The 16,615-nt window shown below is 48.3% G+C and carries 13 protein-coding genes; 10 read left to right on the forward strand and 3 right to left on the reverse strand.

All coding sequences use genetic code 11. The features are described from left to right. Positions 1-19: 19 nt before the first annotated feature. Positions 20-361 carry a hypothetical protein gene (locus tag FEK30_RS02525; RefSeq protein WP_030007807.1) on the reverse strand — a complete coding sequence of 114 codons (342 nt, stop codon included), beginning with the start codon at positions 359-361 and terminating at the stop codon, positions 20-22. Between the two features lie 199 nt (positions 362-560). On the opposite strand from FEK30_RS02525, the gene FEK30_RS02530 reads away from it, so the two are divergent. The 8 genes from FEK30_RS02530 to FEK30_RS02565 all read left to right on the forward strand — a co-directional run bounded on the left by FEK30_RS02530 (position 561) and on the right by FEK30_RS02565 (position 12,179). Then, positions 561-2,108, forward strand: coding sequence for a M16 family metallopeptidase (locus FEK30_RS02530; protein WP_138071597.1), 1,548 nt, complete (start codon positions 561-563; stop codon positions 2,106-2,108). A gap of 481 nt (positions 2,109-2,589) precedes the next feature. After that, positions 2,590-5,049, forward strand: coding sequence for a hypothetical protein (locus tag FEK30_RS02535; RefSeq protein ID WP_138071599.1), 2,460 nt, complete (start codon positions 2,590-2,592; stop codon positions 5,047-5,049). A 496-nt stretch (positions 5,050-5,545) separates the two neighbouring features. Continuing rightward, on the forward strand, positions 5,546-6,001 hold the full coding sequence (locus tag FEK30_RS02540) for a hypothetical protein (protein ID WP_138071601.1): 456 nt from the start codon (positions 5,546-5,548) through the stop codon (positions 5,999-6,001). 180 nt (positions 6,002-6,181) lie between these two features. Then, positions 6,182-6,772 (forward strand): TIGR02466 family protein, encoded by a 591-nt coding sequence (locus tag FEK30_RS02545; RefSeq protein WP_138071603.1) that lies wholly within the window; start codon positions 6,182-6,184, stop codon positions 6,770-6,772. A 165-nt stretch (positions 6,773-6,937) separates the two neighbouring features. After that, entirely contained in the window at positions 6,938-7,426 is a 489-nt protein-coding gene (locus FEK30_RS02550; protein ID WP_138071605.1) for a hypothetical protein, read from the forward strand. Between the two features lie 69 nt (positions 7,427-7,495). After that, the gene (locus FEK30_RS02555; protein ID WP_138071607.1) at positions 7,496-9,181 is read left to right on the forward strand and encodes a mechanosensitive ion channel family protein; all 1,686 of its coding nucleotides are present in this window, start codon (positions 7,496-7,498) and stop codon (positions 9,179-9,181) included. 67 nt (positions 9,182-9,248) lie between these two features. Continuing rightward, positions 9,249-11,648 (forward strand): endonuclease MutS2, encoded by a 2,400-nt coding sequence (locus FEK30_RS02560; protein ID WP_138071609.1) that lies wholly within the window; start codon positions 9,249-9,251, stop codon positions 11,646-11,648. Between the two features lie 72 nt (positions 11,649-11,720). Continuing rightward, positions 11,721-12,179 (forward strand): phosphate-starvation-inducible PsiE family protein, encoded by a 459-nt coding sequence (locus FEK30_RS02565; protein WP_030007941.1) that lies wholly within the window; start codon positions 11,721-11,723, stop codon positions 12,177-12,179. 76 nt (positions 12,180-12,255) lie between these two features. Here FEK30_RS02565 and FEK30_RS02570 read toward each other — a convergent pair whose 3' ends face one another. Continuing rightward, positions 12,256-13,062, reverse strand: a complete 807-nt coding sequence (locus FEK30_RS02570) for a DUF8623 domain-containing protein (protein ID WP_138071612.1) — start codon at positions 13,060-13,062, stop codon at positions 12,256-12,258. A gap of 107 nt (positions 13,063-13,169) precedes the next feature. Here FEK30_RS02570 and murG point away from each other — a divergent pair, with 107 nt between their 5' ends. Continuing rightward, entirely contained in the window at positions 13,170-14,219 is a 1,050-nt protein-coding gene (gene murG / locus FEK30_RS02575; protein ID WP_138073721.1) for an undecaprenyldiphospho-muramoylpentapeptide beta-N-acetylglucosaminyltransferase, read from the forward strand. On the opposite strand, the gene FEK30_RS02580 is transcribed toward murG, so the two are convergent. Beyond that, entirely contained in the window at positions 14,203-16,008 is a 1,806-nt protein-coding gene (locus FEK30_RS02580) for a protein phosphatase 2C domain-containing protein (RefSeq protein ID WP_138071614.1), read from the reverse strand. The genes murG and FEK30_RS02580 overlap by 17 nt on opposite strands. Positions 16,009-16,154: 146 nt before the next feature. Between FEK30_RS02580 and FEK30_RS02585 the strand changes: the two genes are divergently transcribed. Continuing rightward, the gene (locus tag FEK30_RS02585; protein WP_138071616.1) at positions 16,155-16,592 is read left to right on the forward strand and encodes an NfeD family protein; all 438 of its coding nucleotides are present in this window, start codon (positions 16,155-16,157) and stop codon (positions 16,590-16,592) included. Positions 16,593-16,615: the final 23 nt, after the last annotated feature.

The raw sequence follows: 16,615 nt of genomic DNA on the forward strand, positions 1-16,615 counted from the left end.
GAAATATCTTGCTCTATTTTTATTCTTCCCCGTCATCCTCAGAATCATTCTCTAGGGCTTCTGACTCCACCGCCAAGAACTTTTCCAAAATAAACTGTAACTTCGGCCGCGCAATGTAGGGCCATCCCCCTTCCGTTTCCATGTCCCGCAGGATGTTGTACAGATCCCGTCGCCGTTCCGGGAGACTCGGATAAAAATAATCTTCAGAAATTTGACGATGGGTGAATTCTAGTTCGCGCAAAATCTCCAGGAGCCTTTCCCCGTTGCCTTCATATTGGGCGGCGATCGCTAATAATTCCTGCTGGATACGGTCAAGTTGTTCAGAGAGATTAGCGGCAGAATCAGGGGAAACCATGGGCATCGAAAATCAAAGATAGGACAAAGTAGACCCGTCGATCTTACTATTTATTCCCGCCAAAATTTGCCAAGGAGTCGCCCATTTCTCCGGTTTTCAGGGGATCAATGCCGCTATTTTCCGATCTAACCCGTCGGGCATTCCAAAAACTTTCCTTTAGAATAGGACGAGAATATTTTCTTCAAGATCATCACCAAAAATCTCCATGTTTAAAGGGTTGTTCCGTCGTAGATTACTCGCCAGTTGCTTAATCGCCGTGATCAGTTGGCAACTTTCCCCCGCCATCAGTTGGGCCCAGGTTCCTGGTGTGACCCCCTCGATTCAACCCTACCTCGACCAAGTCATTGAAAATATCACCGAATTTACCCTCGACAATGGCCTGCAATTTATCGTGCTCGAAGACCGGAGCGCCCCCGTCGTTTCCTTTGTCACCTATGCCGATGTGGGCGGCGTCGATGAACCCGACGGCAAAACAGGGGTGGCCCACTTCCTCGAACACCTCGCCTTTAAGGGCAGCACAAACCTCGGCACCACCAACTACGAGGCCGAACAAGTCCTATTAGATCGCCTTGATCGACTCTTTGACCAAATGCAGCAGGCCAAGGAAGCTGGCGACATGGCCCAGTTCGAGACCCTTGAAACCGAATTTCAGCAGGTGCAAGCAGAAGCCAACGAATATGTCATCCAAAATGCCTTTGGCCAAGTGGTTGAAGCCGCTGGGGGGGTTGGGTTAAATGCCGCCACGTCCGCCGACTATACCCAATACTTTTACAGTTTTCCTAGCAACAAATTAGAACTGTGGATGTCCCTCGAGTCGGAACGCTTTTTAGATCCTGTTTTTCGGGAATTTTATAAAGAGCGGGAAGTGATCCTCGAAGAACGGCGGATGCGCACGGATAATTCCCCCATCGGCAAAATGGTCGAAGTCTTTCTTGATACGGCCTTTTCGACTCACCCCTACCGTCGTCCGGTAATCGGTTATGACGAAGATATTCGTAACCTGACTCGCCAAGACATTAAGGATTTCTTTGCGGAACACTACACCCCCGATAACCTCACCATCGCCATCGTGGGAGATGTAGACCCCACCCAGGTCAAAGCCATGGCAGAGGTTTACTTTGGTCGTTTCCCCAAAGCTGCGGCCTTGGAGGAACCGCCAATTCCCGTGGAGCCGCCCCAAACAGAAACCCGTTCTGTCACCCTCGAACTGCCCAGCCAACCGTGGTACTTGGAAGGCTACCATGCGCCCCAGTTAACGGATCCAGACTATGTGGTGTACCAAATTATCGCTTCGATTCTTAGTAATGGCCGCACATCCCGTTTGTACAAGTCCCTCGTGGAAGAACAACAGGTGGCCCTGAATGCGGAGGGGTTTAATGGTTTTCCCGGCGAAAAATATCCGAATATTATGTTGCTCTATGCCCTCACAGCTCCAGGAAAAACCGTAGATGATGTGGCTGCGGCCTTTGCGGCGGAATTGGAACGCTTGAGAACAGAGCCGGTAAGCCTTGAGGAGCTAGAGCGGGTAAAAACCCAAGCCCGGGCCAGTCTGTTGCGATCGCTGGATTCCAATATGGGGATGGCCCGTCTGTTGGCGACCTATGAAGTGCAAACGGGAGACTGGCGGGAGTTGTTCACGGAGCTAGACCGCATTGCTGCGATTACCGCAGAAGATGTGCAACGGGTTGCCCAGGAAACCTTCACCCCAGAAAATCGCACCGTTGGGAAGTTGTTGTCGGCACCGACGGAATAGAGACGGAATAAAGGCGATCGCCTCTTGATCATCATAAGGATGCATAAGGATGCGGAGTGAGAATACGCTGTCAAGATCTCATCCTGGACAACCGTAGCTAATGCTTTTGGGTTACCCCTAAGCCTCCACATTTTGGGAACTTCATCGACACAAGAAACATCTCGATAATTGCCTAGGACTGGGAAATTATCAAGATGCTTTTCAGATATCTGGATTCGCTTTACAAAAACTTCACAATAACTTCGTAATTAAAAAAGAAGTTTACTGTCTATTTTGAGTACCATAAAAAAAACAAAAATCAATCTCCCAAAAGAGATATTTATTGTGATTTTACAGCAGTACAAAAGTAGTTGAAAAAAGTAAAGAAATACCTATTATGTAAAGAATGTTGTGATGGTCGTTAAATATGTTTGGGTTTTCTAGAAGTTTGTAAAACTCTTGCATAAAATGAAAGCAATCATTCTTTTGGTGTGTAGGTGTCATGTCCAACAATAGAAAGCTTCTAATTCAAGCGCTTTGGGTTTTGGGATTTCTGTCATTGCCGGGAACCGCCTTGGCTTCAGGAGGACAAGCAGTATCGAATCGAGACACTCTTGAGGCAGTTTCTTCTTCCCAATCGGTGATTCTTGAGAAAGAGACAGCCCCCCTTCTTATTGCTCAATCACAAGAAATCATTGACTCCGTAATTGATTCAGTGTCTGACCCAGCGGGTTCTGTAGAATCTGAATTAGAGGAACTACTCAATGAACCAGAAGGCGTTAGTGAAGATTTAGGTTTAGATGAAGATGAGCCTCTCCAGGAGGTTGCAGAAGACGATGAAGATATAGAGGGACAACTTGAAGAAATTTTGTCTCAGCCTGCCGAAAGTGACGATACAGGAGAAAAAGCTTCCCGTCCCCTCGATACATCGGGCTATAGTCCCCGGAGAACAGCATTCATTCTCAATGGCACAACGATCACTCATTTGTCTGACTGGCAGATCACCACAGCTGCATTGACTGCGGATGCGACAGTTAGTGATATTGGCTTTAACGCTTTTAAAAAGCTAAGTTCTAGCTTAACGAGTGAAATCAACGAAGATAATATTGTCACAACTGATTTTCGTGGCAACTATCTCCAACTTAAAACAGCAAGGACAAGTCGTACTGTTGATACAGATCTCAATATCCCAGTGCTTGTCAATGGCTTTGAATTTCAGTTAACCCTTGCCGGTGATTGCGGTCAGTTACAACCCCAAGAACCAGCTGAAACAAAATGTAACTATTTAATTCCTTTAAGATTCTCAGGGTATGACGAGCGACTTATTCCGACCGGATTCGAGCTTTATGGAATCGGATTTGGCGAAGTCATTCCCCAAGAAACCTTTGATACCATCACCGAGCCCGGCTTTTTTAATGGTGACACAGCCCTAGACATCGATGTACGGAACACTGGCTTTAGTGAAGATTTTTCGCGTGATCGCTTCACAAATCGTTTCGAAGAATTAGACAATGTTTTCACTGTGGGACTTGCGAATGTCAGGCAAGTCATTAAACAAAATAGCGAAGAGGCGGCCTTAGGGAGAACAATTCGTGCTTTTACCTTTATCCCCAATGACAAAGATAATGACTTAGACGCTGTGGCCCAGTTGGCGACTGTATGGTTACCTGATGCTGTACCCAGCATGGATGCCAGTGATCAGCCAGCCAGCCCGTATATTAATAGAAACCTGTTTCGAGCCGCTAATGAAGCACGCTTGCCGGATGACAGCTTTACTTGGTATCAGGCAGGTGTTGCTAGGGCAAGACATGTTCCCCGCATTGCAGATGGCCTAGAAGTCTCCGACGTGCCAGCCGGGATCTACAACGGTCTCTGGATTGGTTTATCGCCAATCACCAAGCGGAGTATTGAAATCATTGAGAGACCAGGGGAAAGATTTGAGAATGTCGGTGAACCCCGCATTATTGATGGACTAGACCTCGAAGTTGAAGGAGGTATCGATGAAAACATCTTTGTTGAAGCACAAATTCCTGAGGGTATTCTTGATGATTTTGGTATCGAGAATCTAGAGAACTTTAACTTTAACAATATTCCGGATGTCTATGCTCAAATTCGTCTCGCTGTTGTGGAGCGAGAAGCCATTGCGAGTAATGTTGTTCGGTACAGCGAAGAAGTAAATTACGTCCCGCACATTAGTTACACGGGTAATGTTACTGAAGTCCAAAACCGTTTTAGATATTACACAGGCGCTTTATTTGACTATACCGGCGGGGAGTCTGGTCAAGCGTTCAAACCCTATGCAGGACTTGATCATAGCTTTATTAATCAAGAAAAAGATGGACGGACTTCTGTCGGTGTGATGGGGTATTTCAACCCAGATCGAGATTACTATAGCCACGCCTGGTTCAATGCTCTAAAAATGTTTAAAGCAGATGAGGAGGATCCAAATCAAATTAATACAAGCTTCACCTTGGCATCAAGTTTCAAGTATGCTTTCGACCAACCTGATCGTTTTGATGATGATACTTTCAGCGAAGCCAGAGGTAGCAATTGGGTCATTAGTGCGGCAGCTCGCATTGAAGATTTAGTGCTTGGGGTTGCGAGTAACATTGGCGGTTTTTTGGATAATGCTGACGAAAACTATATTACGCTGAATTTAATTTCAAAACTTTCAGATAATGTGACATTCAGTGCATTCTATACTCCCTACGATGAAGGGACTAGTGAGAGAGTATATGGAGCCAATTTAGACTTGAAATTTGGCCCCGATCCGAATAGTCCCAGACTTGTACTTGGCTTCAGTCAAAATAAATATGAATACAGTACAAATGATTTTATTGACAATCGATTGGGGATTTCCTTCCGGGTGGGACAGCCGAGTAATCCTTTCCGAAGAATGCAAAATGTCGATTCTTCTGCAATGAATGATGACATGATGCCCAATAGTGAAGTGCCAGAGTAGTGATTCATTAGACCTGTTAATGGATTATTGAAGCAGAACTAGAATGCAGTAGTTAGATTTTTAGGCTTAGATAGCTTGGGATCTAAACTACTGTTTTTATCTACCAATTTAGGTCTTTTTGCTTATGCTAAATACTCAGAAAAATTTACTTTTTGTTAAAATAAATTCTGCATTTTTAGCTTTGAAAAAGCCTTGGCAAAAGCCAAAAAGAAAGTAGCAATTTCTGTGATCAATGCCAGTAATTCAACGCAGACAAGTCTTGATTAGAAGACCTTATCTTTGACACTCTTAAAAATATAAATAAACAATAAAATTTCTTATTGATTTTTGAAAATCTAAGTATAATTGTCGGTAGGGCTAGAAAAATAAAATGTCTATGAATAAAATTCAACTACGGGTTGTAAAAAATAGAACATTTTCGAGCCCATTAATTCTAAAGAAATTTAGAGTTGGTAATTTGTACAAACATTACTCTTCCATGGAGAGAATATTAACAATGAAACCTATTAAACTTTTACCTGTCATACTAGCCTCTGTGGCTACCGTTGGTTTTGGTGCTGTAGTCAGCCAGCCGGTGATTGCTCAAGACGCAGATGTTGAGGATCTCGACATCGATGGTGAAGAAGGTAGTGTCGATCTCGACGAGTTTGACACTGGTGAATATGGTGCAGTAGCAGCAACCGTTGCCTACGCAGATGAAATCAGTGGCGACAACGGTGATGCAACTGCGAATAATGCCTTTACTGCTGGTGTTGCGTTCGGTGAAACTGCATCTACCGTATCCCAGATCCTCGCTTTTGATATTGACGAAGATGAAGAAGGCGATGCCTTTGATGATGCAGTAATCATTCAATCTATCGCTTTTGCAACTGAAAACGAGACTGAGTATGAACCTCAGTACTATGATTATGCCGATCAAGACAACGCTGATTTTCTTGATTTTGTTGACTAATTGCAGGATCTAAATTAATTTTTGATGTTGATTAGAAAGGGAATAAAATTTTTTTATTCCCTTTTTATTATGGAAATAAGTACTCAAGTATTTATGATCAACAAATTAAATGATCTTCTTTTGGGAAAAAGCTTGTTTTTTCTGATTGATATCAAAATACAAAACATTTTTTACTGAAAAATGACTGACTATCAAACCTTCTGCTTTTTTGAGAAAATTCTAACGTTTGAATTTGATTTAGCGACCGTAGATAAATTAGTCGAATTCACACTGGCAAATATTGAAAAGCACAGTGGTAAGAAGAGATCAATGCGTAAGGGCCAACAACTTAGAGAGCTCAATACAAATCAAGAGTTTTTATCTATCCTAGGGCCAGGTCTAAAATCAATTTACCAGGCTGCACCCGCCTGGCTAGAGGGCCACAAGGAAGGTGGTCTTAGAGAAAAAAAAATCACTTTTTTGTTGACGGATGCTTGGATTAACCATAGCCCCCCTGGTGCCTATAATAAAATACATATACATCCGGGGGCGAATATCTCTGGCGTGATTTATCTCCAGGCCCCTGAAAATTGCGGCAATATTAGTTTTGTTAATCCTTATTCATACTTTTGTGCTGCGGAAGATACTTATACAGTAGTTCCTAAAAAAGGAATGGGGTTACTTTTTAATAGTCGCTTGCCCCATTATGTGGATGTCAATCACTCTGAAGAAGACCGCATTTCGATGGCTTTTAACATGAGATTTACGGATTTACCCTTAAAGCTCGGCTAAAATAAGCCTAGTTCCATCAGACATTTTTAGGAATCATGGCGCGATGATCAAAAGTTCTACTTTTCGGAGTGGAACTTTAACTTTTATTTTGAGTCAGTTGAATCATCTGGATTCCCTTCAACAAAATACATTTTTTATGATCTGTCTTTATTCTGAGAAAAAGCAATGAAATGTTACTTATTTAATGGATTGGCAACTCTCTGTTTGCTAATAGTCCATAATTCTGTGGCAGCACAGAGTAATGCGAATAGATTTGTGCCCTTGATCCAACCTTTGGGGAAATGTCGGGAAGCTCTAAGTTCAGATCAGCCTCCAACTGTACAGTTGCGTCTGTGCAATGCTGCGTTAGAAGCTCACAAAGAAAATGTAGAACAAGTCAACAGTCCATTGGAAAAAAATTTGTTCTGGGGTAATTTGGCAATTATCCATGCTAGCTTGCAGAGTATTTTTGAAGAAATAGACGGTACAGCAACAATGGATAGGGCCTGTACTCAAGCTGAATTGAGCTGGTTGGCGCACAAAAATGTTCAAGATGAAGACTGGGGAAGGGAAGATTTACTAGCCGCATCTCAAAACGTGCGAGGGAGAATTCAAGAAAATGTTCAAGAATGTCGCAACAATGTGGGAACACCTGAATGGGGAGCGGCACTGTAGTTGACTAACCATAATGAACTTGAATATCGTTCTATAGGCAAGTGTCGCTATCGTAAATTCACCCTGTAAATGAATTTATTTCACAAAAAAAGGCGATCGCCTTTTCTCCTTTTCCTCTCCTCCTGCCTGCTGGTGATCAGCCTCAGCCTTGGATTGCAGCAACCAGCGGGGGCAATTTTTGGCCTACCCTTACCGGAAGCAGATCTAGGGGAGGTGTTGCCGAACAATGGTCAGGAGCTAATCGTCGATCGGTGTGTGTATTTGGATGGCCACTGTATTTTTAAGGTGGCGGCTCCCCGTTCGGAACTTTCGACACGGCTGAACTATATCCAAACCCAGCTCAACCGAATTAAACGGGTGTATGACGCGGAAAATGCCCCAAACATTCAAGTGATACCTGTTGGGTCTGAGGGGGAAGCGAACGGTGATCTAGAAAATAATATTCAGATCCAGGTGGGAGATGATGAATCCATCCGCTTGATGACCGTGACCCGCTGGGACGCACAACTGAGTGGCGAAGATATTGAAGGACGCACCGAGCAGATTATTGGTCAGATTGAAAGTGCCTTAGACCGGGCTCAGCTTGAACGAACGGACACATTTTTAAAACAGCGGGTGGCGATCGCCATTGGTGTTGCCGTGGTGGCCTTAATCCTAGAAATTTTTGGGCGGCGCTGGCAGCGTAAACTCCACAAACAACAGGAGCGGGAAGCAGAATTTCCCCAAGGTAATACGACCCTCATTTCAATTCAACTGAGCCAACGGCAAAGCAACAACCTCCGGGAAGTCAAAGTCCGTTTGAGCCAACTGCTTCAGGGAGGCGCGATTACCGCAGCCATTTTTATTAACTTGGGCTTATTTCCCCAAACGCGGATTGCCCAGGTTTGGCTGTTGGGCATTTTTAGATATCCTCTTTGGCTCGCCTTGATCGCCCTAGTGAGTTACTTACTGATCCGGCTGAGTTATGCGTTGATTGCCAAATTCAACCAACTCCTGGCCGATGGTGCCCTCGAAGCGTTTACGTTTATCACCCAAGAGTCGAACCAGCGGCTAGAACTGCGGGTACAAACCTTTTCCCAGGTGATGCGCAGCGTTGTCACCCTGATTATTTTAGTGATTGCCCTGCTGGTCTTTTTTTGGTCGATTAATATCAATATCGCGCCCCTCCTTGCCGGGGCCGGGATCATTGGTTTGGCGGTGTCTTTTGCGGCCCAAAATTTACTCAAGGATATTATCAATGGTTTTTCGATTATCCTCGAAGACCAATATGCCGTTGGCGATGTGATTAATGTGGGGTCGGTGACGGGTTTAGTCGAAAATATCAACCTCCGCATTACCCAAATTCGGGATGCAGAAGGCCGCTTGATTACGATTCCCAATGGAGAAGTGCGGATCGTCGCTAACCTTTCAAATCAATGGTCACGGGCCGATCTTAATATTCCGGTGCCCTATGAAACTGATGTCGATTTTGCCCTCAAGGTGTTGGGGGAAGTGGCCGAACAGATGTATACGGATCGAAATTGGCGATCGCGCATTATTGAAGCGCCCTTAGTCCTGGGGGTGGATAATTTTAATGAGCGGGGCATGGTGATCAAGCTGTGGATCAAAACTTTGCCCCTAAAACAGTGGGAAGTGTCACGGGAATTCCGGCGACGGGTCAAAATTGCCTTTGAAAAAGCGGGAATCATTATTCCTGTCTTCCAGAGTGATGTGTGGCTCCACGGTACAGATCAGCCATCAGAGCCTCCCCATTAAGGGCGATCGCCTTGCTCAATTCATTTTCTATATAATTGAACTCTGCTGTATTTCCTTTTAACCGTCCTTGACTGAGATCCAAGCCGAAACCCTTAAACTTCTCGAATGGCAACGCCTGTGCCAACATTTATCGACCTTTGCCGCAACAAAGTTAGGGGCGATCGCCGCGCAGCATTTGGTTTTTCCCCAGAGCCAAGCAGACAGTGAAATTCTCCTCGCCCAAACCGTCGAAATGCAGGCCTTAGATGGAGCGGTGGACAACGGCGTTTCCTTTGAGGGGATTGGCGATATCAGTGATGCTTTGGAACGGGCCACCGTGGGCGGGCTGATCGCGGGGAAAGATTTATTGCTCATTGCCACCACCCTGGCCGGAGTGCGTCGTTTGCGGCGCTTAGTGGAAAATGCGGAACTAGAACTCCCCCAACTGACGCGCCTGGTGGAGCAGGTGCGCACCTACCCGGAATTGGAACAAGATATTCACCATTGCATCGATGACCGGGGGGATGTTACAGACCGAGCCAGCCCGAAGCTCGAAGGAATTCGCGTCAAAATTAAAGGAGCCAGGGAGCAGATTTACCAAACCTTGCAGCGGATCATGCAGCGGCACAGCGGCTCGATTCAGGAAGCGGTCATTACCCAGCGGGGCGATCGCTTTGTGTTACCCGTTAAGGCAGGGCAAAAGGAACAAATTCCTGGCATCGTCCACGATATTTCCAGCACAGGCTCAACCCTTTACATCGAACCCAAGGGGATTGTGGAGTTGGGTAATCGCCTCCGCCAGGCCGTGAAACAAGAGGAGCGGGAAATTGAAATTGTCCTGCGTCAGCTCACCGAAAAAGTGGCCGAGGTAGTCGAGGATCTCGAAAAACTCCTGGCGATCGCCACCACCCTCGATCTTGCCATGACCCGTGCTCGTTACAGTCTTTGGCTCGATGGACACCCGCCCAAATTTATCGCCCCCGATCAACCGACGGTACTGCGGCAGTTGCGCCATCCTTTGCTGGTGTGGCAGGAGAAACAAGAAGAAAGCCTGGAAGTTATCCCGATCAATGTGCAAATTCGCCCAGAAATCCGCGTCGTGGCGATCACGGGCCCCAATACTGGCGGCAAAACTGTCACCTTAAAGACTCTGGGAATGGCCGCGCTCATGGCGAAGGTGGGCCTTTTTATCCCGGCGATCGCCCCGGTGGAAATTCCATGGTTTGACCAAGTTTTAGCTGACATTGGCGATGAACAATCTCTCCAGCAAAGTTTATCGACTTTTTCCGGTCATATTCGCCGTGTGGGCCGGATTATCGAGGCCTTAGACCAGGATAATCAAAATAATCTTGTGCTCCTCGATGAGGTAGGGGCCGGAACCGATCCCACCGAAGGTAGTGCCCTGGCGATCGCCCTGTTGAAATATTTGGCAGACCAGACCCAGCTCACGGTGGCTACCACCCATTACGGGGAACTGAAGGCCCTGAAGTACGAGGATGAGCGCTTTGAAAATGCCTCGGTAGAATTTGACGAATATTCCCTCCGGCCTACTTACAAGTTGCTCTGGGGGATTCCGGGACGTTCCAATGCCTTGGCGATCGCCCAGCGTTTAGGTTTAGATGCGGAAATTGTGGAAACGGCCCAGGATCTGTTGGGGAATACCAATACCAATGTCAACGAGGTGATTGCCGCCCTCGAAGCCCAGCGCCGGGAACAAGAACAAAAAGCCAAGGAAGCCGAAGCTCTCCTCAAACAGACCGAACGTTTTTATACGGAAGTTTCCAGTAAAGCCGCCGATCTCCAACGCCGGGAAGCTGAACTCAAACTCGCCCAAGACCAACAGGTGCAAGCGGCGATCGCCGAAGCCAAAGCCGAGATTGCCCAGGTGATCCGTACTCTACAAAAGGGCCAACCCACCGCCCAAAAAGCCCAGGCCGCCACCGAAGCCCTGGGGGACATCGCCGCCAGCAAAATGAGCCAACCCAAACGGAAAAAACCAGGCTACCAACCACAACTGGGGGAAAAAATTCGCATTTCTAAACTGGGGCAAACCGCCGAGGTCATTGAACTAGACCCTGACAATAAAACCCTCGTCGCCCGTTTTGGGGTGATGAAAATGTCCCTCGATTGGACAGAAATTGAATCGCTCCAGGGCCAGAAAGTCGAAGCAGAACCCAAGCCAAAAACCCCGAAAAAACAAGCGCCCCCCAAAGCAAAAACCCCCGAAACCGTGACGGTGCGCACCACCCGTAATACTATCGACATCCGGGGACAACGGATGCACCAAGCAGAAAGTAGCCTCGAACAGGCGATCGCCAATGCCACCGCTGCGGGTTCCCAGGTCATTTGGATTATCCACGGCAAAGGTACCGGCAAGCTCCGGGAAGGCGTCCATGAATTTTTGAAATACCATCCCCAAATTCAGCGCTACGAACTCGCCGATCAAAAAGAAGGGGGGGCTGGCGTCACCCTGGCCTATTTTTCCTAAGAAGGCCGCATACTACAATATTTCCCTGGGAATCCTTTTGTACCAGAACACCACTCTAGCCCCAGGGACTCAATGCTCAAGCTCTTTAAACGCTACGAAAAATTAATGATTCAAATCTTGCTGGCGATGATGGCGATCGCCATTGGCTTAGCAACCCTGGATTTTGGCTGGTTCCTGTTCCAAAGTATCGCCGCCCCCCCAATACTGTTGTTAAACGCCGACCAACTGCTAGAAGTTTTTAGTCTCTTTATGCTGATCATTATCGGCATCGAACTTTTAGAGAGCATTATCAATACCTATCTTTCTAAGGGACGCCCCCATTTTGAGGTGGTTTTATCCGTCGCCATTATTGCGATCGCCCGGAAGGTAATTATCCTAGACATCAAAACCACCGATAGCGTGAGTTTATTTGGCATTGCCGCAATTATTCTTTCCCTGACGGTGGGCTATTACTTCATGAAACAAAGCCACCCCGAAGATGGGTATTCCCCCGACCTAGATCCGACCAAAGACCAAAAACCGCCCCAGTAGCGTTCTCAAACATTGAACACGGAGCGGTAATTGACGCTATTTAGAGATTTCACTCAAACAAAGTTAGCCGGACAAACTATAGACCGTTGGCCTGGAGAGGCGCTTCTTCAACCTTGACTCGGTGGGTGGTGAGCACCATGCCATCACTGCGTACCACCAGGGCCGAGTACCACATATCTCCCGCTTCGGTGGGGGCTTCTACCCGTTTAAAAATGCCGCCAGCAGGCAGAATATCCAGGTCAAAGGCCTCCGGATTCGTGTAGGTGCTACTGGTAATCGGTTCTTCGAGGGCACCCCCCAATAAAATTTCTTCTCCCAAGGGATCCTGCACAATCACATCAAAGCCAAAATCAGCGGCAGGGGCAACGGTTTCTGGGATCAAGACTTTCAAGGCGGGGGGATTGTCGCCACTGGTGAGGGTTGATGCTTCAGATAAAATATCTTGGCTAATCAGTTTGTCCCCTTGGAATGTCTGTTGGGAACGGATTGTACTTTCATAATGAACCCAGCGGCCTGCTTGTTTCTTGAGGCCCCGCACCTGGGTTTCGGTTTCAGCCACGAGGCGATCGCCCGTTTGTTCCCAATTGAGTAGCTTGGTGTTGTAGCTCAGGCGGGGATATTCTTCCCAGAGTTGGGTTAACAAGTCCTGGAGATCCGTTTTGGAGAGTCCGTCGCTGTGGGTAAAATTCTCACCATAAAAATTTAAGAGTTGCTCTAATTGTTGGTCATTGGCGGCTTGGTCAATGTCTACCAAAAGATCCGTGAGGGAGGCTGGGGCAGTGGCCGGAGTGCGGGCCTCGCTGCGTAAACCAAATCCCAGGGTTAAAACTCCCGTGGCGATCGCCATGCCAAAAAACCGTTGCCAAGATTGCCAGTAGCCCATAAATTTTCGATCACTCCTTCAAGCGGACAAGTTCCCATCAGTTGATCAGAACGTGTAATCTATTCTAGAACCTGAGACGAAAAACGACTGAAATTGTGGCAAAGGCAGTGACCCGAATCTTGATGGCGGCCAGCGGCACCGGGGGGCATCTCTTTCCGGCCCTGGCGGTGGCAGAAAAATTAACGGACTGTGAGATTGAATGGTTGGGAGTACGCGATCGCCTCGAAACGGATTTAGTGCCGAATCAATATCGCCGTCACGCGGTCACGGCCAAGGGACTCCAGGGCAACCCCCTCCAAAAGCTAGTCAATGGTTTGCAGTTACTCGCGTCTATTTTTCAAACCTACAAAATTTTGGGCGATCGCCAGATTGATCTAGTTTTTACCACCGGGGGATATATCGCCGCTCCAGCAATCCTGGCAGCGCGACTGCGACGAATTCCGGTGATCCTCCACGAGTCCAATGTGCTTCCTGGTAAAGTGACCCGCCTGTTGGGGCAATATGCCACCGCTGTGATTGTGGGCTTTCAGGAGTCGGCCCAATATTTACCCAAGGCAAAAACCATTCACCTCGGCACCCCAGTGCGAGCCGAATTTCTCACGCCCCAACCTCTAGAGTTGGATCTTCCAGGCGATCGCCCTTTGATTTTGGCGATGGGGGGTTCCCAGGGGGCCGTGGGGATTAATCAATTGGTGCGTCAATGTGCGGGCCGCTGGCTCGAAGCCGGAGCCTCGATCGTTCACATCACCGGGAAAAACGACCCTGACGTTGGCCAGTTCCAAGCCGAAAACTATCTCACCTTACCCTTTGTTGAGAATATTGCTCCCCTCCTGCAACGGGCGGACGTGGTGATTAGTCGCTCTGGGGCCAGCGCCCTGACGGAATTAACTATTACCAAAACGCCGGCCATTCTGATTCCCTATCCCTACGCCGCCGAGGATCACCAAACCCTCAATGCCCAGGTTTTTGCGAAACACGAAGCCGCACTGTTAGCGCCCCAGGCTGAATTAACCCCTGAATCCCTCACAGCGATGGTCTTGGGTCTATTGGAAGCACCGGGAAAACGGGAGGCGATCGCCACCAATGTCGCTGCCCTAGGGATGCCAGAAAGTGCCGAAAAAATCGCCTATTTCCTGCGTACTACTCTGCGTTTGTAGGGGTTTCAAGATTCGGATCACCCGGTTGCGTCGGTAGAGGTTCACGGTTTAACAGCCAGTTCAAACCAAAGGCCGCCAGGACTAACATCAGAAGAATCGCCACTAAACTCACCAAAATTAAGGTGAACTGGGACAGACTATTTTCCGCCTCTGGTTCCGACGCCAGTTCCGCCTCAAGGGTTGTGTCTAGGGCCAGATCCGGAGGGACAAATTCCGGCTCAAAGTCTTCAGGGGCGGGAGCCGTTTCAAGTTCTGGGGCCTGGGTGAAGGTGTCCGTTGTGAAGCGGTAGAAGGCGATCGCCGCCGTAATGTTATCTTCAGGATTTTTGGCGATCGCCTTCTCAATCAAGCTCTGGAGCAGAGCCGCCGGGGGCAAATGACCCTGGATAATCACCGGGGCGAAGGTCTGCCAATGGGACTCTAAAAATTGCTGGTCACTCAGGCCATCGGAACAGACCACCAACACCCCATCTTCAGCAAACACGAAGCGGCGAATCACAGGATGGAGGCGATCGCCCCCTTTAATCCCTAGGGCTTGGGTGAGGGCCATGTGATCGGGGCGCTGTGACCCTTGACGATAAATGGCCCGGCCCGCCTGGACTTCCCGACTGAGCACATCATCGTCCACCGTTAAGCAAACGCATTGTTCCCTGGTGAGCCAATAGGCCCGGCTGTCCCCCACCTGGGCAATGTAGAGTTCGTGGCTGTGGCTATCCTGGAGTTCGTCGGCCTTGGGTCTTTGGGGTACCTGGAGGGCAAGGGTTAAGGTTGTAGCCATGCGATCGCCCCCTGTGCGTCCTTCTTGATCGTTACGTTCGGCGATCAAGTTATTTGTAATGCGAATGTAGGCCGCTAGCTGTTGTTCGATGACCGCCGGGGGAACCACTTCATCGGTATCAAATAGCCCTTGGAAAAAACCTGTCAATTGCAACTTGAGGGATTGAATTGCCAACTGACTCGCCACATCTCCCTGGCCATGGCCTTCAACACCGTCACACACCATTAGTAAATGATCACTCAAGGCCAGGGTTGCCGTAGGGGGAGCGGCTAAATCCTGGGTCGTGGGGTAGTGGGCATCTTGGTTGCTTGTGGGGAGTTTTCCCTGGTCGGTGGCACTGGCGATCGCCATTTGCAGATGTTGCTGGCTAGACTGCTCTAAAAGGAGCTGATTTAACCGGGGCAAAATAATCTCTAGATCTGCATCCGGTTCGCTGAAACTCTCAATCATTTCCGTCAGCATTGCTTGAAGTGGCGGCGTGCTTTCAGGCAGGAGCGATCGCCAGGGCGTTACTAAGGCCCCTAAGGTGACAGGGGCACCAGGGGGATCGGCCAATAATTCCATCAGTCGGAGTCGCCAACCATCGACCCGGATATTTTCTAACGGCAAAAGGCTAGTGCCCATGGCCACGGCTGCCAAATCTTCCCAAAGATCGAGCATTTGCCACAGCCAATTTAACTGTTGCAGCGGGGAAGCATCGGCCCAGACCGATCCTAGGGCAGGTAGCAGTTCCCCTTGATTGTTAATTGGGATGTTGTCGAGGAGTAAAATTTCTCCTTCTGGGAGAGACAAAATATCGTAAATACGGGGCAGGTGCAGTTGACGGGAATATAATTTGCCATAGCGTTGGGCCAAGTCATTGGGGGCTGTGCAGTCCGGTGGTGCTTCGGGCTTGGTGTCTTGCCAAATTTGCGGCGCAACCACCCAGTAGCGATCGCCAACAAGATCCGCTGCCTGAAAGGTTAACGCCAAGGAACCCGATGCTCGGAGATAAGGAAGAGTAATAGACATAAACTTTAAAAAACAGTACAGCGCACAAACAGCCCAGGCCCAGTAGTCAAGCTATGATGAAGTCAGCGGTCAATGGTGCTGACCCACGGAGGCCATCCCTGATCGAATTATATGGCGAAAAATCCCCAGTATTAGGGTCTCGGTGAATGCTCAATCCTTTAATGGTCTGGTTAATTATTGGCGCGGTGCTTTGCTCCCTAGAGTTTATTTTTCCCACCGCCTTCATGGAGTTTATGCTAGGGCTTGGGGCCGTGGCCGTGGCTGTCATTGTGTATCTCATTCCGAGCCTAGATCCCAATGTGCAGATTTTTTTGTGGTTGCTGTTTTCGACCATCGCCATTGTGAGTTCCCGCCGTTTTTTTACCCCCAAAACTTCCATTCGAACCCTCAGTGATGCTGCCGATGCCGAAACCCTAACGGCGATCGCCCCCGGTGAAGCTGGCCGCGTTTTGTACGAAGGCAACTCCTGGCGCGCCCGCTGCGCCGACGAAACCGTCACCATTGATCCCCACCAGACCGTTTATGTGCTACGTCGGGAAGGCACAACCTTGATTGTCATGCCCCGGCATCTCCTTGAACCCTAGGCCCATGTCCCCAACTCAGAAGA

Source organism: Picosynechococcus sp. PCC 11901 (assembly GCF_005577135.1).
Lineage (GTDB): Bacteria > Cyanobacteriota > Cyanobacteriia > Cyanobacteriales > MRBY01 > MRBY01.